Below are 18,663 nucleotides of genomic sequence, written 5' to 3'. Positions count from 1 at the left end.
TTCAACTTTATGACATAGACGCCATATTAGCTATAATGCGCGACAATTTTCTAAGAGTTAAAAGTGACGATATGAATTCTCTGTTTGCCAGTACGGCCCGTGGGCTGGAAGAGCTGTTAAAAACTGAACTGGAAACCCTGGGTGCGCAAGAGTGCCAGGTGGTTCAGGGTGGTGTCCATTTTGAGGGCGACACACGGCTTATTTACCAGAGCCTGATGTGGAGCCGTCTGGCGTCGCGCATCATGCTGCCGATGAAGGAGTGCAAGGTCTACAGCGATCTTGACCTCTACACCGGCGTTCAGATGATCGACTGGACAGAGATCTTCACCCCGGATGCGACCTTTGCCGTGCATTTCAACGGTGTGAATGACGAGATCCGCAACAGCCAGTACGGAGCATTGCGCGTTAAAGACGCCATTGTTGACTGTTTCACGCGTAGAAATAAGGAACGCCCAAACGTCGATCGCGAAAATCCCGATCTGCGTATCAACGTCTGGCTCAATGGTGATACCGCCAGTATTTCCCTGGATCTGAGTGGCGCGGGTCTGCATCTTCGTGGATACCGCGATCGCACCGGCATGGCTCCTATCAAAGAAACGCTGGCCGCCGCTATTGTGATGCGCTCTGGCTGGCAGCCGGGTACGCCGCTGCTCGATCCCATGTGCGGTTCTGGTACGCTGCTGATTGAAGCGGCTATGCTGGCAACCGATCGTGCGCCGGGCCTGCACCGCGGCAATTGGGGGTTCAGGGGCTGGGCACAGCACGATGAAGCCGTCTGGCAAGACGTTAAAGCCGACGCGCAAACCCGTGCCCGTAAAGGCCTGGCGGAGTACACCTCCCACTTCTACGGCTCTGATAGCGACTCGCGCGTGATTGAACGTGCGCGCAGTAACGCCCGTCGTGCGGGGATTGGTGAACTGGTTACCTTTGAGGTAAAAGACGTTGCCAACCTAACCAATCCACTGCCTAAAGGTCCATATGGTACCGTTATCAGCAACCCGCCATATGGCGAACGTCTGGATAGCGAACCGGCGCTGATTGCTCTGCACAGCCTGCTGGGCCGTAATATGAAAGATTACTTCGGCGGCTGGAATCTCTCACTCTTTAGCGCTTCTCCGGAGCTCTTGAGCTGCCTGCAACTGCGTGCCGATCGTCAGTTTAAGGCGAAAAACGGCCCGCTGGACTGCGTGCAGAAAAACTACCATCTGGCTGAGAAAACGACCGACAGCAAGCCATCAGGCGTGGCGGAAGATTACGCTAACCGTCTGCGTAAGAATTTGAAGAAATATGAAAAATGGGCAAAGCAGGAAGGGATTGAATGTTATCGCCTGTACGATGCCGATCTGCCGGAGTATAACGTGGCGGTTGACCGCTACGCAGATTGGGTGGTGATTCAGGAGTATGCGCCACCAAAAACCATTGATGCGCAAAAAGCACGTCAGCGTATGCTGGATGTTATCGCGGCGACCATTGCGGTACTGGGCATTTCCCCAAACAAACTGATACTCAAAACCCGTGAGCGCCAGAAGGGGAAAAACCAGTATCAGAAGATGGGCGAGAAGGGCGACTTTATTGAAGTGGGTGAATACAACGCCCGCCTGTGGGTTAACCTGACGGACTATCTGGATACCGGCCTGTTCCTCGATCACCGTATCGCGCGCCGCATGCTGGGCCAAATGAGCAAGGGCAAAGACTTCCTGAACCTGTTCTCATACACCGGCAGCGCCAGCGTGCATGCGGGGTTGGGCGGTGCGCGTAGCACGACCACGGTGGATATGTCCCGCACCTATCTGGAGTGGGCAGAGCGTAACCTGCGCCTCAACGGCCTGACCGGACGCCAGCATCGCCTGATGCAGGCTGACGTGCTGGGCTGGCTGCGTGATACCGATGAACAGTTCGACCTGATCTTCATCGATCCACCAACGTTCTCTAACTCCAAGCGTATGGAAGATAGCTTTGATGTTCAACGCGATCACCTGCGCCTGATGACCGATTTGAAACGCCTGCTGCGTAAAGGCGGCACCATTATGTTCTCGAATAACAAACGCGGATTCCGTATGGATCACGACGGCCTGGCCGCTCTGGGACTGAAAGCACAAGAAATCAGCCAAAAAACGCTGTCTCAGGACTTCGCCCGTAACCGTCAAATCCATAACTGCTGGTTAATTACCGCGGCCTGAAAGGAAAAATAAATGTCACTTATTAGCATGCACGGCGCCTGGCTCTCATTCAGCGATGCGCCGCTTCTCGATGATACTGAACTGCATATTGAAGATAACGAACGTGTTTGTCTGGTAGGACGCAATGGCGCGGGTAAATCCACGCTGATGAAAATCCTTAACCGCGAGCAAGGGCTGGATGATGGCCGTATCGTTTACGAACAGGATCTGATTGTTTCCCGTCTGCAGCAGGACCCACCGCGCAACGTGGCGGGGACGGTGTATGATTTCGTGGCGGAAGGCATTTCAGAGCAGGCTGAATACCTGAAAGGCTACCACGAGATTTCGCATCTGGTGATGACCGACCCGAGCGAAAAAAATCTCAATGAGATGGCGCGCCTGCAGGAGCTTCTGGATCATCATGGACTGTGGCAGCTTGAAAGCCGTATCACCGAAGTGCTGGATCAGTTAGGTCTGGATGCGGATATGGAACTGGCGTCACTTTCCGGCGGCTGGCTGCGAAAAGCAGCACTCGGCCGCGCGCTGGTTAGCGGCCCGAAAGTGCTGCTGCTGGATGAACCAACGAACCACCTGGATATTGAAGCCATTGACTGGCTGGAAGGGTTCCTGAAGACCTTTAACGGCACCATTATCTTCATTTCGCATGACCGCTCGTTTATTCGCAACATGGCGACCCGCATTGTCGACCTCGATCGCGGCAAACTGGTGACTTATCCGGGCGATTACGATACCTATCTGCTGGAAAAAGAAGAAAACCTGCGTGTGGAAGAGCTGCAAAACGCAGAATTCGACCGCAAGCTGGCGCAGGAAGAGGTGTGGATCCGTCAGGGCATCAAAGCCCGACGTACCCGTAACGAAGGCCGCGTGCGCGCGCTGAAAGCGATGCGTAACGAGCGAAATGCCCGCCGTGAAGTGATGGGCAGTGCGAAGATGCAGGTTGAAGAGGCATCCCGTTCAGGCAAAATCGTCTTTGAGATGGAAGACGTTAACTACCAGGTTGACGGCAAAGTTTTGGTGAAAGATTTTTCCGCCCAGGTTCAGCGTGGAGACAAAATTGCCCTTATCGGCCCGAACGGCTGCGGTAAAACCACGCTCCTCAAGCTGATGTTAGGCCAGCTCCAGGCTGACAGCGGTCGCGTTCACTGTGGGACGAAACTCGAAGTGGCCTACTTTGACCAGCACCGTGCGGAGCTGGATCCAGACAGAACGGTCATGGATAACCTCGCTGAAGGTAAGCAAGAGGTAATGGTTAACGGCAAGCCACGCCACGTTCTGGGGTATCTGCAGGACTTCTTGTTCCACCCTAAACGGGCAATGACGCCTGTACGTGCCCTGTCGGGCGGCGAGCGAAATCGTCTGCTGCTGGCGCGTCTGTTCCTCAAACCAAGTAACTTGTTGATTCTGGATGAACCGACGAACGATTTGGATGTCGAAACGCTGGAACTGCTTGAAGAGTTGATCGACGGCTACCAGGGAACCGTGATGCTGGTAAGCCACGATCGTCAGTTTGTGGATAACACCGTGACCGAATGCTGGATCTTCGAAGGTGAAGGCCGAATTGGTCAATATGTCGGCGGTTATCATGATGCTCGCGGACAGCAAACGCAGTCCCAGGCACAAAAGCAGGCGAAATTAAAAAATGTACCGGAAGCTGCTGTTGCAAAAGCAGAAACTGTCAAAAAAGCACCTGCTAAAATGAGTTATAACCTGCAGCGCGAACTTGAGGGTTTGCCACAGCGTCTCGAAGCGCTGGAAGCCTCGCTTGAAGCGCTACAAATTCAGGTTGCTGACGCCTCATTCTTTACGCAATCGCACGACTATACTCAGAAAGTATTGGCTGAACTGTCCGAGGCTGAGAAGGCCCTGGAAGAAGCATTTGAGCGCTGGGAGTACCTTGAGTCTCTGAAAAACGGCGCATAAACAGGGATTACATATGTGTGACCAGCACCACGCCGACAGGCATATATTATGCTCGCAATGCGATATGCTCGTGGCGCTGCCAGAGCTTGGTCACGGACATAAGGCCACATGCCCGCGGTGCGGCGCAACGCTAACAACCCAGTGGGATGCACCAAGGCAGCGTCCTACTGCGTATGCGTTGGCCGCATTGTTCATGTTGCTGCTGTCCAATCTCTTCCCCTTCATCTATATGAAGGTGGGAGGGATCACCAGCCAGGTGGATTTGCTTGAGATCCCGGGCGTCATGTTCTCGGAAGATTACGCCAGTCTAGGGACCTTTTTCCTTCTGTTTGTTCAGATAGTGCCGGCATTTTGCCTGGTGGTGATCCTGCTCCTGGTCAACCGTGTCCGCATGCCGTCTTCACTAAAAATTAAGCTCGCGCGTATTCTCTTCCAGCTAAAAAGCTGGGGGATGGCTGAGATTTTCCTGGCGGGTATCCTGGTCAGCTTCGTCAAGCTAATGGCCTACGGAGACGTGGGGATAGGCAGCAGCTTTATTCCCTGGTGCCTGTACTGTGTCCTGCAGCTTCGCGCATTTCAGTGCGTTGACCGTCGATGGGCGTGGGACGATATCGCTCCTGCTCCCACGCTCTCGCAGAGGGTGAAAGTTGGCGTGCCGGGCATCCGTCAGGGGCTCCGCTCGTGTTCATGCTGCACTGCCGTGCTGCCAGCCGATCTGGACGTTTGTCCGCGCTGTGAAACCAAAGGCCATGTACGACGTAAAAATAGCCTGCAGTGGACGATGGCGCTGCTGGTGACGTCGATCATGCTGTATCTCCCCGCCAATATCCTGCCGATTATGATCACCGATTTGTTCGGTGAAAAAATGCCCTCGACCATTCTCGCGGGCGTCGTTTTGCTGTGGGGGGAAGGCTCGTATCCGGTGGCTGGCGTCATTTTTATCGCCAGTATTATGGTACCGACGTTAAAAATGATCGCCATTGCCTGGCTCTGTTGGGATGCAAAAGGGCACGGGAAACGCGACAGTGAACGCATGCACTTGATTTATGAAGTCGTAGAGTTTGTTGGTCGCTGGTCAATGATCGATGTGTTTGTGATTGCGGTACTCTCTGCGCTGGTGCGCATGGGGGGGCTGATGAGTATTTATCCCGCAATGGGAGCGCTTATGTTTGCGTTGGTCGTCATTATGACCATGTTTGCGGCCATGACCTTCGACCCTCGTTTATCGTGGGATCGTGAGCCCGAGTCAAGCCATGAGGAAGAGTAAGAGCATGGAAAATAAGAGTGGAGAGGCTAAAGTGCAGAAGGTCAAGAACTGGTCGCCGGTGTGGATTTTCCCCATCGTGACTGCGCTGATCGGTGCATGGATCCTGTTTTATCATTACAGCCATCAGGGACCGGAAGTCACGCTAATCACCACCAATGCAGAAGGTATTGAGGGCGGCAAAACGACCATCAAAAGTCGTAGCGTGGATGTGGGCGTGGTGGAAAGTGCCATCCTGACGGACGATTTAACGCACGTTGAAATTAAAGCGCGCCTGAACGCCGGAATGGAGAAGCTGCTGCACGGTGACTCTGTTTTTTGGGTGGTTAAACCGCAGGTTGGGCGTGAAGGGATCAGCGGCTTAGGTACGCTGCTTTCCGGTGCGTATATTGAGCTGCAGCCGGGTAAGAAAGGTAGCCAGCCAGCTCAGTATCAGCTGCTGGATTCTCCGCCGCTGGCGCCGCCTGATGCGAAAGGTATCCGCGTAATTCTTGACAGCAAAAAGGCGGGCCAGCTCTCTCCCGGCGACCCGGTACTGTTCCGCGGCTATCGCGTAGGCTCGGTTGAAACGAGTACCTTTGATGCGCAAAAGCGTGCTATCAGCTACCAGCTCTTTATTAATGCACCAAACGACCGTCTGGTGACCAGCAATGTGCGCTTCTGGAAAGACAGCGGGATCGCCGTTGATCTCACGTCTGCCGGTATGCGTGTAGAAATGGGCTCGTTGACCACGCTGTTTGGCGGCGGCGTCAGTTTTGACGTACCAGAAGGCCAGGATTTGGGGCAGCCGGTTGCAGAGAAAACGGCGTTCAGACTCTTCGACGATCAGAAAAGCATTCAGGATGCGCTCTACACGGATCATATCGACTATCTGATGTTCTTTAAGGATTCCGTTCGTGGCTTGCAGCCTGGGGCGCCTGTAGAGTTCCGCGGTATTCGCCTCGGGACGGTGGGACAAGTGCCGTTCTTCGTTCCAGGCCTTCAGCAGATGCTGGATGACGATTACCGTATTCCAGTGCTCATTCGTATCGAGCCTGAGCGACTGATCAATCAGATTGGTGAAAATCAGGACATCGGAACCCATATTACCGAGCTGATGAATCGCGGCCTGCGCGGTTCGCTGAAAACCGGTAACCTGGTGACCGGTGCGCTGTATGTTGATATGGACTTTTATCCAAAAGCACCTGCGATTACCGGGGTTCGTGAATTTGGCGGGTATACGATCATTCCAACCGTCAGCAGCGGTCTGGCACAGATCCAGCAGCGTCTGATGGATACTCTGGATAAGATCAATAATCTGCCGCTGAATCCAATGCTTGAAGCCGCGACAGGCTCGTTGCATCAAAGTCAGGCGACAATGCAGCGTCTGCAAACCACGCTGGATAACATCAATAAGATCACCGCAAGTCAGTCCATGCAGCAACTGCCGCAGGACATGCAGAAAACGCTGCGTGAACTCAACCGCAGTATGCAGGGCTTCCAGCCTGGATCGGCGGCATACAATAAGATGGTGGCAGATATGCAGCGTCTTGATCAGGTCTTGCGCGAGCTGCAGCCGGTACTGAAAACGCTTAACGAGAAGAGCAACGCGCTGGTATTCGAAGCGAAAGATAAAAAGGATCCTGAGCCGAAGAGGGCGAAACAATGAAAAAATGGCTAGCGATTGTGGGCGCAATGGTATTAACCGCCTGTAGCTCAGGGAGTGATAACAAGAGCTACTACCAGCTGCCGCTGACTGCACAGGCGGGTGCGCAGAGCACTGCCTCGCAAGGTAACCGCCTGTTATGGGTCGAGCAGGTTGCTGTGCCGGATTATCTCGCAGGAAACGGCGTGGTATATCAGACCAGTGATGTTCAGTATGTCATCGCCAGTAATAACCTGTGGGCCAGCCCGCTGGATCAGCAGTTGCGCAACACGCTGGTGGCGAACCTCAGCAGTCAGCTTCCGGGCTGGGTTGTCGCTTCCCAGCCGCTGGGAAGCGACCAGGACACGCTGAACGTTACCGTGACGGGCTTCCACGGTCGCTATGATGGCATGGTGGTAGTGAGCGGTGAGTGGTTGCTAAATCATCAAGGACAGCTGATTAAGCGTCCTTTCCATCTTGAAATGAAGCAGCAAAAAGATGGTTACGATGAGATGGTGAAAGTTCTGGCTCAGGGTTGGTCGCAAGAATCGGCCAGCATTGCCAGAGAGATTTCTCGCTTGCCATAAGTAAAATTCATCGACAAAAGCCGCATTCAGTGACTCACTGATTGCGGCTTTTTTTTCGTTTGGACTTCAGCTTGTTACTTGTGCCGCGTCACATTTTTTGTACAAATGAACTTCCGCATAGCTCACAAATATGACACCCGTATGAATTTCGAACGTTGACGTTGAGGCTGATTCGGGTTATTCGTTAACTGTGCTTGCACACTTTGCAACCACTGTTTTCTTTCCACCAGACAAAAGAATGAGGGAAACGAGGCATGAAGAGACAGAAACGAGATCGCCTGGAAAGGGCTCATCAACGTGGTTATCAGGCTGGCATCGCCGGACGTTCTAAAGAAATGTGTCCCTATCAGACTTTGAACCAAAGGTCTCAATGGTTGGGGGGCTGGCGAGAAGCCATCGGAGACAGGGCAGTACTTGCTTGATAGCGTCTCTTTAAAAAAGAAACCTCCGCACTGCGGAGGTTTCGCCTTTCTGACGCTGCGATAAGCAGGGATTAGAAAGCAGAGGTGTCCTGGAACAGACCCACTTTCAGGTCGTTCGCGGTATAAATCAGACGACCATCAACCAGCACTTCACCATCCGCCAGGCCCATAATCAGACGACGATTCACGATGCGCTTGAAGTGAATACGGTAGGTGACTTTCTTCGCAGAAGGCAGAACCTGACCGGTGAATTTCACTTCGCCAACGCCCAGCGCGCGGCCTTTGCCTTCGCCACCGAGCCAGCCCAGATAGAAGCCGACCAGCTGCCACATAGCATCAAGGCCCAGGCAGCCAGGCATGACCGGATCGCCGATAAAGTGGCAACCAAAGAACCAGAGGTCCGGGTTGATATCGAGTTCCGCTTCTACGTAACCCTTATCGAAGTTGCCGCCGGCTTCGGTCATTTTCACGACACGGTCCATCATCAGCATGCTAGGGGCCGGTAACTGTGGGCCATTAGCGCCAAACAGTTCACCGCGACCAGAGGCAAGAAGATCTTCTTTTGTATAGGATTCGCGTTTTTCTACCATGTTCTCAGTAAGCCTTATTTTAGTGAAGGACGCAGGATAGCTAACACGTGTACGCTGAACAAGTCCGATCAGTTCGGACCAAACCAACTCAGCCAGCGTAACGGCCAGGGATAACGATGACGAGCATCCTGCTGTGTCGCCTGAGCAATGCGCTCCTGGATGGTTTGCATCAGGGTAGTTTGCCCTTCGCCATCCCATACCAGGTTTGTCAGTAAGGGTAGTGCATCCTCAATACCTTCGATGGCCCAGATCGTGAATTGTTCCTGCTCTACCGCATCCAGCAGCGCCTGACTGAGACTTAAATGGCGTGCATTAGGTGCAGGGATAATCACACCCTGTTTACCGTTTAATCCACGTTGCTGGCAGATCGAGAAGAAGCCCTCAATTTTCTCATTCAGCCCACCCACAGGCTGGGCACGGCCAAACTGGTCGACAGAACCGGTTATCGCGATGTTCTGATTGATGGGAACTTCAGCCAGGGCGCTGATTAACGCGCACAGTTCAGCCATTGAGGCGCTATCGCCATCAACTTCGCTGTAGGACTGCTCAAAGGTCAGCGAGGCGGAGAAGGGGATTTGTTGATCAAGCTGCAGCTCGGACATCAGGTACGCTTGCATGATCATCATGCCTTTGGCGTGGATATTCCCGCCTAATTCAGCTTTGCGTTCAATATCAGTAAATTCGCCGTCACCGATATGCACCACACAGCTGATACGTGATGGCTCTCCGAATGCGCGTGGGTGGCCCGGGAACTCAATGACCGACAGCGCATTGATTTGCCCAATACGTTCGCCTTCCGTCTCTACCAGAATTTGTTCCAGCAGAATCTCATCCTGCATGCGGTCAGCAAGATAGCCTTCGCGCCACTCACGCTGGGCAAGCATTTGAGTCAGTTGCTCACCGGTAAACGCACCATCGCCGCTGATAACCCCGACTTCACGCAGTTGTCTGCTTATCCAAAGCGGGCAGAGCGGCAGCGTCTCCTGATCGCCAGTGTAGCGAACCGCTTCACGGATTAAACCCGACCATGCATCGGCTGAAGGCGTCGGCAGCGAAAAACGTTCTGCGACAGCCATCACCCAGCGACACCACTGCGCCATATCATCGGCGTCGGCAATCTGGATGTTGCTTTCATACTCGCTATAGACAGCCTGTTCAGCCAGCTCCGGCTCCATTTCCTGGAAATCGGCCAGGGAGTCGCGATCGCCGGTCAGTACCACGGTGAGCGTGAGCGGCATCGGTGGGATGGATACAGGTAAAGGGCGCGATTCATCAAAACCGACCCAGTCAAAACGCTGCTGGGCAACAATCGTTTTCAGACGCATCCACAGAAGCGGCTGAGAAAGCAGGGTGCGTAGGGAAATGATCAGTACACCGCCATTAGCGCGGTGGACGAGTCCCGGCTGCAACGTAAGCTCGCCGTTAAACTGGCGAAGGCAGCCGAAAAGTTGTTCAGCCTCGACCCAGTTTGCCGTAAGCACTTCACCTGCGGCAGCAAAACGGTCATCTGGCCGTTGTGCTGGCGCGAAAGAGACGTCATGCCCCGTTATACGATACTGGCCGCCAAATACGGAGTTCGTTTCCGGCTGCAACTGGCGCATGGCATCACCCAGAAGCGTCAAATACTCGGCTTCTTCCGGGGCTTTGAGCAGCATGAAGGGAGATGTCGCCCATGGGCTTAACACCTGCTCCAGCGCATATTGCAAACGCGGTTGTGTATCGCTAAGTATGAATTCGTGTTCTTGCGCGAGGTCGGGCTGTGAAAACAGTTCCTGATAGCTCTCGGTATCCGGAACCAGGTCACGCCATGCTAGTTTCGTAATGGTCAAAGTTGATGTTTTTTAGTCAGATGTAAAACCGTGGAGTATACCGTAAGCAGGGGGCTCTTCCCAAGTAGGATTGGGTATTTCGGGGAGTGAATCACCTGCAATGGTTCACAGGATATGATTTCTTTTCAGCAGATTGGTAAAAAACTGATATTCTGAACAGAGTTACGTGGTAACACTGAGATCGCAATGAAATATCAACAACTGGAAAATCTCGAAAGCGGCTGGAAATGGAAGTACCTGGTCAAAAAGCACCGTGAAGGGGAGCTGATCACCTGCTACATCGAAGCCAGCGCAGCACAAGACGCTGTGGATATTTTGCTGACCCTCGAAAATGAACCGGTTCAGGTCAACAGTTGGATAGAGAAACACATCAATCCAGCGCTCATGAACCGGATGAAGCAAACTATCCGCGCACGACGCAAACGGCATTTTAATGCTGAGCATCAGCATACCCGCAAAAAATCTATCGACCTGGAGTTTATGGTCTGGCAGCGTCTGGCAGGGCTTGCACAGAGGCGGGGTAAAACACTGTCGGAGACGGTAGTGCAACTTATTGAAGATGCCGAGCATAAAGAAAAGTATGCCAGCCAGATGTCGACGCTGAAGAGCGATCTCCAGGCTATGCTTGGGAAAAAGTGATTTTTTGATTTCATTCAGATAATAAAAAACCCCGCAATGCGGGGTTTTTTTATAAGACGATAACTTATGCCGCTGGCTGAGTTACAACGTCTTTGATGCCTTTAACTTCGATCTCTACGCGACGATCTGGAGCCAGGCAGTCGATCAGTGCAGCGCGAGCTTTCACGTTGTCACAGGTGTTGCCAGTAACTGGGTTAGATTCGCCCATACCGCGTGGGGAGATCTTGTTAGCTGGGATACCTTTAGATACCAGGTAATCAACAACAGACTGAGCACGTTTCTCAGACAGTTTCTGGTTGTAAGCGTCAGAACCGATACGGTCGGTGAAGCCCAGAACCACTACAGAACCATCTTTAGGATCCAGGTTGCTCAGCTGGGTGTACAGCTGATCCAGTGCCTGCTGACCTTCTGGTTTCAGGGTAGCTTTGTTGAAGTTGAACAGAACGTCAGACTTCAGAGTGAAGTGCTTGGTCTGTACTTCTGGAGCTGGAGCCGGCGCTGGAGCAACGATTGGCGCTGCATCTTCCTGCTGGCCGAAGCGGTAGGAAACACCTACGCTCAGCATGCCGTTGTCTGGACGAACACCAACGGTGTTGCCGTCGCCGATGTTGTTAACCCACTGGTATTCCAGACGGGTAGCGATGTCACGGGTCATAGCCCACTCAACGCCACCAGCGAATACTGGGGAAACACCGGTGTCATGGTTGTCACCAGACTGGTTGTTGCTGGAGTCTGCGCGCCATACCATGCCGCCCAGACGGGTGTACACGTCCAGATCGTCAGTGATTGGGTAACCCAGTTTAGCGGTCAGCTGAACGCCCTGAGCTTTGAATGCGCCGTTTACGGTGTCGCCTTTGTATGGCATACGACCTAACCAGTCGTAACCCATTTCAAAACCAACATACGGGTTAACCTGATAACCACCGAACGCACCTGCACCGAGCTGGCTTTCGTGAGTTGGGCCATCGTTGTTCAGGGTGCTGTTGTACCAGCCGGTGTCATGGAACTGAGACCAGCCCAGTTTACCACCTGCATACCAGGTGTTATCTTTCGGAGCGGCCTGCGCTACGGTAGCGAAGCCAGCCAGTGCCACTGCAATCGCGATAGCTGTCTTTTTCATTTTTTGCGCCTCGTTATCATCCAAAATTTGCCATGAAAATCTCTGGAGAGAAATCACGGTTAAATCCTTCACCGGGGGGCGTGGTCAAATATAAATCTACCGATATCTTCGGCTTAGGCCGAGCACCCCTGGCGATGTAAAGTCTACAACGTAGCTAGAAACTTACAAGTGTGAAGTCCGTCAGGCATATGAAAAAAAAATTTCCGTATACCTATTATTTAACATTTTTTGAACGGATTTTGTGCAGTAAAATTAAGAGGAACCGCACCAGACAAGCCTTTCCGAAGATTTTGTTCGTTGAACTAATTCCACATCTCGCGGTCAAAAAAAATTCCAGGAAAACTCTTAAATTTACTCAATGATACAAATTCGAGTGAATTTTTAGCCCGGAATGTTGTCCTTTGCGATAAGAATCCTGGTTCACTGGACGCATGATGAACCCGATCGCGCTCCCTTCTTCAGCCGCTTCAGTCAGGCGGAAATGTTCTTCTTCCGTTAAGTCGTCTGATAACCATCCAATGACAACGCTGTAATTCCCGGTACGCAACGCCCGAATCATGGACTCCACGGTATCGCACGGAGGGAGTTGATTAATTTGCATAACCTTCGTCAGCGGCAGGCCCGCGGACTGAACCCATTCCCGGCTCAATTTCTGTTGTGGCGTCAGCCAGAGCTGCCAGCGTGATTGCTGACCAAGCTGCTGTAATAACGGCAGTAAAAGAAGTTGGGTCAACAGAGGCTGGTCTTCACGATAAACCACTTCACTGATAAGCCCTGACGACACGCCTTCGACAGAATTCTGCGAAACATTACCCGCAGTAGATGAAAGAGATGTTGAGCGATTTGCATAGCTTGAAGTGTACATATTCATCCCAGCCCTGTAGTTACTGTATGGATATACAGTAACCCCTGTATGCATAAAGATCAACCTCATTTTCGGAAAGCGACTCGCAAAATTCATTCATTGTTGGCGCGTCTGAAAAAATCATCTTGCTCAACGGCAATAAGTTGCCTATGTTCCTGCTAACGGATCCGCTAGTAAGAAATTCTGTTGTTATTGTATGATTTTTAAAGGGAATATCATGAAAAAGATATCTTATGAACGGATTTATAAATCGCAAGAATACCTTTCACCACTAGGTGAAATTCACCATCGCGCACTTTTTGGCGGATATACCCTTGCGGTAGATGATGCTGTCTTCGCAATGGTTTCTGAGGGTGAACTTTACCTGCGAGCCTGTGAGGAAAGTGCGAAATACTGTGTCAAAAATGCCTCGTCGTTTTTGACGCTTATGAAAAGAGGGCGTCCGGTGTTGCTTAACTACTACCGCGTAGATGATGTCCTCTGGCAGGACAGGGAAAGATTGCTTCAACTTTCTTCTTTTGCGCTCAATGCTGCAAGGAAGGAGCGTTATCAGCGCCATCAGCGAAATCGGCTTAAGGATCTGCCAAATCTTACGTTTCAACTAGAGGTCCTGCTGTATGAAGCGGGTATTACCAATGAGGAAACCCTGAGGGAGCTGGGGGCCAGAGTAAGCTGGCTGAAGATGCGGGCGAAAAATAAAGAACTCAGCATCAAAGTCCTGTTCGCGCTTGAGGGAGCAATAGAAGGTTTACATGAAGCGGCGCTCCCGGCTGACATTCGCCGGGAGCTAACCGAGTGGTTTAATGCGCTACCTGAGCCACTGGAGTATCACCCCTCCAGGTAGCAATTTGCTGTTGCAGGCGACAAATTTCGGGCAGCAGAGCGATGAGTAGGCCAATCTGCTGCAGTACCAGCGGTGCTTTGCTGTCGGTACCCGGGTCAAGGTGGGCAATACGTTGTGCCAGTTCATCCAGGGCCTGCTCCACGCGTGGCTCATCGGCCGGCAGATGATGAAGGGCGTCATCTACGTAGCAGACGGCGTCATCCAGCAGGGTCAGGATCCCTGGGTTTGTCAGTTTCTCGCGGTGAGCGCCCAGCGTCGAAATATAGCTTGTGAAGGTATGATTCAGGCAAAGCAGGCGGAAGGCTGTTTCACGAATGTCTGGCGTGGCGCGGGGTTCCGTCGACATGTTTGAGACAACCGAGGCCAGCTCTGCATCCCTGTTATGCGCATCACGACGGGCAATACGGTAGGCGAGGCGGTTGTCGCGACCCTGGTGGTACTGCTCAAGGATGGCATCCAGGTATCGACAGTTTGCATTCATTGCCCTGTCCACCACGCACGGTAGGTTACGAAAACGCCAGTCAGGCCAGATAAAGCTCACCGCCGCCCAGGCAATCGCGCAGCCAATCAGCGTATCGATCACGCGGGGAAGGGCGACTTCAAACCCTTCGCCCAACAGGTTAAAGCACAGCAGAACCAGCAGCGTAATGAACATAGTAGCGTGAGCATACTGAACATTACGGAAGGCAAAGAACAGCACGCCGGTGATGACGATCAGGATAAGCTGTCCTTCAATCGACGGGACAAACCAGAGCACCGGTAAGCCGATGGCGACGCCCACCAGAGTACCAATAATACGCAGCGCGAGGCGGTGTCGGGTCGCGTTATAGTTTGGCTGGCAGACGAACAGGCTGGTCAGCAGAATCCAGTAGCCGTGCTGTAGGCCGGTAACCTGGATAAAGGCGTAGCCCACGCACAGGACCAGCGACATTCTCACCGCATGGCGAAACAGGGCCGATTCCGGGCTGAAATTACGGCTAAGCCGTAGCCACATATCGCTAAAACTGTGCACGCTGTCATCTGCAAGCTGGTTATCCGCATCGTTACCAGGTAGCGCGAGCGCCTGCTCGGATTCAATGGTGGCCAGCTGAGCATCAATTGCCCTCAGGTTATTGAGCAAAAACCCCAGGGCTTTGATATGTTCCGGCGATGTCCCACTGGCCTGTACGCGATCGAGAGCCGCATCAAGGTGGCTAAAAACACGTTCAAAACGGGGATCGTGCTGATAGGGCGTGCGCAGCAGTATAGAGCGAGACAGTTGCTGACACGCCTGAGACTGCATGGACAATAGCCGCTGGAAGCGGAACATGACGTCGCTGTAGCGGAACTTATCGCGAAGCGTCGCATACTGTACGTGCGACGAGCTGGCGCGCTCGTGAATATCCTGCGCGGCAAAATAGTAGTGCAGTGTTCTGCGCGTGCCTCGCTGACCGCGATCGCCACGCAGGCGGGTAAGCAGAGAGGCTTTCGTCTGGTTGAGCGTGGCGACAAGTTGGCCGTTCGCCAGCGCCAGGTCGTAAAGGGGGGCCTGGCTCTCTTCTTCTATGTCCGGATCAAAAAGTCGGGATTTGAGTTCAAGGTAGTGAGCCAGCTGCTCATAGCTGCGGGCGAGATTATCCTGCAGAGGGCGCACCGGAAAGATCAGGTGACCGGTTAACGTCAGCAGGTTATACCAGATGGCGCCGAGCAACAGCAGCATGGGCTGCTGATACCACTGTTCGTAAAGTGAAACGCCCAGCATCGTGTAAATGGCAATCAACAAGGCACCAAACGCGATGGTGGCATAGCGCTGACCAAGACCGCCCAGCAGAATAAATCCACTGGTGGAAAGCGTCAGGCCTAAAGCAAACAGCCAGGGCCACGGAAACAGCAGTTCAACGGATGCGGAAGCGATAAAGAAGCAGATGAGGGTGATAACAAGATTGCGCAGACGACCCGCAAGACGATCGTCCAGATCCGCAAGCGCCCCCGCAACCACGCCCAGCGTGAGTGGAATCGTGAGCTTAACGTCATTCAACCACCAGGGCAGGGCCGTCGTTCCGCAAAGGGCGATAAAAATCCTGACGTTATAAAGCCAGGAGCTGTTCCAGGTGTAACGGCGAAGCAGTGGGCTTAACATAAACGCGGCCAGTCCTTATTTACTGAAAACGACGGCGGGCATTTGCTTCACGTGCGGCTTGCGCCACTTCTACCGACACCACTCGGCGTCCAACTGGCCACAGCGCAATGGCGGCAATTTTAAAGTTTGCGAGCCCTACCGGGATGCCAATAATGGTGATGCACTGGGCGATTCCGGCAAAAATGTGCATCAGGCACAGCCACCAGCCGAAGAAGATCAACCACAGGATGTTAAGCAGGGTTCCGCCTGTGTTCATCAGGGCGTTTTTACTTCCCGGGTTCAGTTCGTCAACGTGAACAGCTTCATTCCCGTAAGGAACGAGGGAGAGTTTGGTGATCTCCCAGCAGGACCGCGTGAGCGGAAGCGTAAAAATGAGCACGATGCTCACCAGCGTGGCAAAAAGCCAGGAAAGGGTGGTGGCAAAACCGCCAAGGACAAAATTCAAAATATTCAGAACAGTACGCATAAACCCTCAGTTCCTTTCGATATAATTAACGCCCACTGATTGTAACGTTTTTTTGGGCTGGAGCACCTTAAAACTGGCAGTTAAACTATCAGACAAATTATCTCTTCGTGGATCCGGCTGGATATGGAACTGAAAGCAACTTCAATGGGCAAACGCCTGGCGCAGCACCCTTATGACAAGGTTGTCCTTCTTAATGCGGGGGTGAAAGTCTCCGGGGAACGCCACGAATACCTTATTCCTTTTAATCAGCTTCTGGCTATCCACTGTAAGCGCGGGCTGGTGTGGGGCGAGCTGGAGTTTGTTTTGCCCGCCGGTAAAGTCGTACGCCTGCATGGGACGGAGTGGGCAGAAACCCAGCGATTTCATCATCATCTGAACACGCTCTGGCAGCAGTGGAGCCATGAGATGAGCGTCATTGCCGCCCAGGTTCTCCAGCAGGTTTTAGACGAGATCGCCCAGAGTAATGAACAACAAAAATGGCTGACCCGTCAGCAGACAGCGGCGTTGCAGCAGAAGATTGGGAAAGCACTTACCGCATTGCCGTTACCGGTGACGCGACTTGATGAATTTGAAAACTGCCGTGAAGCTTGGGGCAAATGTCAGGCCTGGTTGAGCGATATAGACAAAAGTCGTCTGGCGCATAACCAGGCGTGGACGGATGCCATGCTTACCCGATACGCCGATTTTTTCAGCACGGTAGAATCGTCACCGCTCAATCCCGCCCAGGCGCGCGCGGTGGTTAATGGTGAACAGTCGCTGCTGGTGCTGGCGGGGGCAGGAAGCGGTAAAACGTCTGTGCTGGTTGCGCGCGCGGGCTGGCTTATGACCACGGGCGAGGCCGCTGCCGAACAGATTTTGCTTCTGGCGTTTGGGCGCAAGGCTGCGCAGGAGATGGATGAGCGTATCCAGGAACGCCTGCATACCCGGGATATTTCAGCCAGAACGTTCCATGCGCTTGCGCTGCATATTATTCAGCAGGGCAGCAAAAAAGTGCCGTCTATCAGCAAGCTGGAAAACGACGTTCAGGCGCGTCAGGCGTTGTTCATAAAAACATGGCGTCAGCAGTGCGGCGAGAAAAAGGCCCAGGCGAAAGGATGGCGTCAGTGGCTTGAAGAGGAGCTGAACTGGGACGTCCCTGAAGGCAGCTTCTGGCAGGATGAAACGTTGTCCCGCCGTCTGGGATCGCGCCTTGACCGCTGGGTGAGCCTGATGCGGATGCACGGTGGCTCTCAGGCGGAGATGATTGAAAGCGCACCGGAGGAGATTCGCGCGGTGTTCTCGAAGCGGGTCAAATTATTGGCGCCGATGCTGAAAGCCTGGAAAACGGCGCTGAAAGATGAAAATGCTGTCGATTTCTCGGGGCTGATCCATCAGGCGATTATCATTCTTGATAAAGGGCGTTTTGTCAGCCCCTGGAAACACATTCTGGTGGATGAGTTTCAGGATATCTCTCCGCAGCGAGCCGCGCTGCTTTCCGCGTTACGGGCGCAAAATAAACACACCTCGCTGTTTGCCGTGGGCGATGACTGGCAGGCCATCTATCGCTTTAGCGGAGCGCAACTCACTCTTACCACGGCGTTTCATCACTATTTTGGCGAAGGCGATCGCAGCGATCTGGACACCACTTACCGCTTCAATTCCCGTATAGGCGAAATTGCCAACCGCTTTATCCAGCAAAACCCGCATCAATTGGCTAAACCGCTCAATAGCCTGACGCCGGGGGATAAAAAAGCCGTCACCCTGTTGGCTGAGGATCAGCTGGAGCCGCTGCTGGACAAACTCAGCGGCTATGCGAAGCCGGATGAACGTATTTTGGTGCTGGCACGTTATCACCATCTTAAACCGGCCGCGCTGGAAAAAGCCGCAACCCGCTGGCCGAAGCTGCAGCTGGATTTTATGACCATCCACGCCAGTAAAGGCCAGCAGGCTGATTATGCGATCGTGGTGGGGCTAAAAGAGGGGAGCGACGGTTTCCCGGCTCCGGCCCGCGAGTCGGTAATGGAGCAGGCCTTGCTGCCGGTTCCGGAAGATTTCCCGGATGCCGAAGAGCGACGTCTGTTATACGTGGCGATAACCCGTGCACGCCACCGCGTGTGGCTATTGTTCAATAAGGATGAACCGTCCACGTTTGTTGATATTTTGAAGAGTATCGATGTGCCGGTGGCGAGGAAGCCGTAGCGGATTACCGGGAGGC

The 18,663-nt window shown here is 53.2% G+C and carries 15 protein-coding genes; 9 read left to right on the top strand and 6 right to left on the bottom strand.

Going from position 1 to position 18,663, the window contains the following annotated elements; translation table 11 throughout:
• Nucleotides 1-71 precede the first annotated feature (71 nt).
• The 6 genes from rlmKL (at nt 72) to rmf (ending at nt 7,997) form a co-directional block, all read left to right on the top strand.
• The gene (gene rlmKL, locus V5P19_RS09020) at nt 72-2,180 is read left to right on the top strand and encodes a bifunctional 23S rRNA (guanine(2069)-N(7))-methyltransferase RlmK/23S rRNA (guanine(2445)-N(2))-methyltransferase RlmL (protein ID WP_334402284.1); all 2,109 of its coding nucleotides are present in this window, start codon (nt 72-74) and stop codon (nt 2,178-2,180) included.
• A gap of 12 nt (nt 2,181-2,192) precedes the next feature.
• Nucleotides 2,193-4,100 carry an ABC transporter ATP-binding protein gene (locus V5P19_RS09015; protein ID WP_334402282.1) on the top strand — a complete coding sequence of 636 codons (1,908 nt, stop codon included), beginning with the start codon at nt 2,193-2,195 and terminating at the stop codon, nt 4,098-4,100.
• Between the two features lie 13 nt (nt 4,101-4,113).
• On the top strand, nt 4,114-5,367 hold the full coding sequence (gene pqiA, locus V5P19_RS09010; RefSeq protein WP_334402279.1) for a membrane integrity-associated transporter subunit PqiA: 1,254 nt from the start codon (nt 4,114-4,116) through the stop codon (nt 5,365-5,367).
• 4 nt (nt 5,368-5,371) lie between these two features.
• Entirely contained in the window at nt 5,372-7,012 is a 1,641-nt protein-coding gene (gene pqiB / locus V5P19_RS09005) for an intermembrane transport protein PqiB (RefSeq protein ID WP_334402277.1), read from the top strand.
• Complete coding sequence (gene pqiC / locus V5P19_RS09000) at nt 7,009-7,575, top strand: membrane integrity-associated transporter subunit PqiC (RefSeq protein ID WP_334402275.1); 567 nt, start codon at nt 7,009-7,011, stop codon at nt 7,573-7,575. Before pqiB ends, pqiC begins: the two co-directional genes overlap by 4 nt.
• Before the next feature lie 254 nt (nt 7,576-7,829).
• A complete protein-coding gene (rmf, locus tag V5P19_RS08995) occupies nt 7,830-7,997 on the top strand; it encodes a ribosome modulation factor (RefSeq protein WP_010429337.1) in 168 nt (55 codons plus the stop codon).
• Between the two features lie 71 nt (nt 7,998-8,068).
• On the opposite strand, the gene fabA is transcribed toward rmf, so the two are convergent.
• A complete protein-coding gene (fabA, locus tag V5P19_RS08990) occupies nt 8,069-8,587 on the bottom strand; it encodes a bifunctional 3-hydroxydecanoyl-ACP dehydratase/trans-2-decenoyl-ACP isomerase (protein WP_334402272.1) in 519 nt (172 codons plus the stop codon).
• A 68-nt stretch (nt 8,588-8,655) separates the two neighbouring features.
• On the bottom strand, nt 8,656-10,416 hold the full coding sequence (locus V5P19_RS08985) for a Lon protease family protein (RefSeq protein ID WP_334402270.1): 1,761 nt from the start codon (nt 10,414-10,416) through the stop codon (nt 8,656-8,658).
• A 186-nt stretch (nt 10,417-10,602) separates the two neighbouring features.
• On the opposite strand from V5P19_RS08985, the gene matP reads away from it, so the two are divergent.
• Complete coding sequence (matP, locus tag V5P19_RS08980) at nt 10,603-11,055, top strand: macrodomain Ter protein MatP (protein WP_334402268.1); 453 nt, start codon at nt 10,603-10,605, stop codon at nt 11,053-11,055.
• Between the two features lie 64 nt (nt 11,056-11,119).
• Here matP and ompA read toward each other — a convergent pair whose 3' ends face one another.
• Both ompA and sulA read right to left on the bottom strand, forming a co-directional pair.
• Complete coding sequence (ompA, locus tag V5P19_RS08975) at nt 11,120-12,175, bottom strand: porin OmpA (protein ID WP_334402266.1); 1,056 nt, start codon at nt 12,173-12,175, stop codon at nt 11,120-11,122.
• A gap of 355 nt (nt 12,176-12,530) precedes the next feature.
• The gene (gene sulA / locus V5P19_RS08970) at nt 12,531-13,040 is read right to left on the bottom strand and encodes an SOS-induced cell division inhibitor SulA (protein WP_334402750.1); all 510 of its coding nucleotides are present in this window, start codon (nt 13,038-13,040) and stop codon (nt 12,531-12,533) included.
• 217 nt (nt 13,041-13,257) lie between these two features.
• On the opposite strand from sulA, the gene V5P19_RS08965 reads away from it, so the two are divergent.
• Nucleotides 13,258-13,884, top strand: a complete 627-nt coding sequence (locus V5P19_RS08965; RefSeq protein WP_334402264.1) for a TfoX/Sxy family DNA transformation protein — start codon at nt 13,258-13,260, stop codon at nt 13,882-13,884.
• Here V5P19_RS08965 and yccS read toward each other — a convergent pair.
• Complete coding sequence (gene yccS / locus V5P19_RS08960; protein ID WP_334402262.1) at nt 13,841-16,003, bottom strand: YccS family putative transporter; 2,163 nt, start codon at nt 16,001-16,003, stop codon at nt 13,841-13,843. The two genes, V5P19_RS08965 and yccS, sit on opposite strands and share 44 nt — an antisense overlap.
• 19 nt (nt 16,004-16,022) lie before the next feature.
• Nucleotides 16,023-16,469 carry a YccF domain-containing protein gene (locus V5P19_RS08955; RefSeq protein WP_334402260.1) on the bottom strand — a complete coding sequence of 149 codons (447 nt, stop codon included), beginning with the start codon at nt 16,467-16,469 and terminating at the stop codon, nt 16,023-16,025.
• Nucleotides 16,470-16,592: 123 nt separating this feature from the next.
• Between V5P19_RS08955 and helD the strand changes: the two genes are divergently transcribed.
• Nucleotides 16,593-18,647: a DNA helicase IV gene (gene helD / locus V5P19_RS08950; protein ID WP_334402258.1), complete on the top strand. Its 2,055-nt coding sequence runs from the start codon at nt 16,593-16,595 to the stop codon at nt 18,645-18,647.
• Nucleotides 18,648-18,663 lie beyond the last annotated feature (16 nt).

The organism is Enterobacter sp. UNJFSC 003, assembly GCF_036903355.1.
Taxonomy (GTDB): domain Bacteria; phylum Pseudomonadota; class Gammaproteobacteria; order Enterobacterales; family Enterobacteriaceae; genus Enterobacter.
This window is presented reverse-complemented; position numbering and strand designations above follow the sequence as displayed.

Bases quoted from the DNA above. Each gene is read 5' to 3' on its own strand.
- V5P19_RS08965 (WP_334402264.1), top strand. From the start codon at position 13,258: ATGAAAAAGATATCTTATGAACGGATTTATAAATCGCAAGAATACCTT.
- fabA (WP_334402272.1), bottom strand. From the start codon at position 8,587: ATGGTAGAAAAACGCGAATCCTATACAAAAGAAGATCTTCTTGCCTCT.
- V5P19_RS09015 (WP_334402282.1), top strand. From the start codon at position 2,193: ATGTCACTTATTAGCATGCACGGCGCCTGGCTCTCATTCAGCGATGCG.
- V5P19_RS08955 (WP_334402260.1), bottom strand. From the start codon at position 16,469: ATGCGTACTGTTCTGAATATTTTGAATTTTGTCCTTGGCGGTTTTGCC.
- rmf (WP_010429337.1), top strand. From the start codon at position 7,830: ATGAAGAGACAGAAACGAGATCGCCTGGAAAGGGCTCATCAACGTGGT.
- rlmKL (WP_334402284.1), top strand. From the start codon at position 72: ATGAATTCTCTGTTTGCCAGTACGGCCCGTGGGCTGGAAGAGCTGTTA.
- helD (WP_334402258.1), top strand. From the start codon at position 16,593: ATGGAACTGAAAGCAACTTCAATGGGCAAACGCCTGGCGCAGCACCCT.
- ompA (WP_334402266.1), bottom strand. From the start codon at position 12,175: ATGAAAAAGACAGCTATCGCGATTGCAGTGGCACTGGCTGGCTTCGCT.
- matP (WP_334402268.1), top strand. From the start codon at position 10,603: ATGAAATATCAACAACTGGAAAATCTCGAAAGCGGCTGGAAATGGAAG.
- sulA (WP_334402750.1), bottom strand. From the start codon at position 13,040: ATGTACACTTCAAGCTATGCAAATCGCTCAACATCTCTTTCATCTACT.
- yccS (WP_334402262.1), bottom strand. From the start codon at position 16,003: ATGTTAAGCCCACTGCTTCGCCGTTACACCTGGAACAGCTCCTGGCTT.
- pqiB (WP_334402277.1), top strand. From the start codon at position 5,372: ATGGAAAATAAGAGTGGAGAGGCTAAAGTGCAGAAGGTCAAGAACTGG.
- pqiA (WP_334402279.1), top strand. From the start codon at position 4,114: ATGTGTGACCAGCACCACGCCGACAGGCATATATTATGCTCGCAATGC.
- pqiC (WP_334402275.1), top strand. From the start codon at position 7,009: ATGAAAAAATGGCTAGCGATTGTGGGCGCAATGGTATTAACCGCCTGT.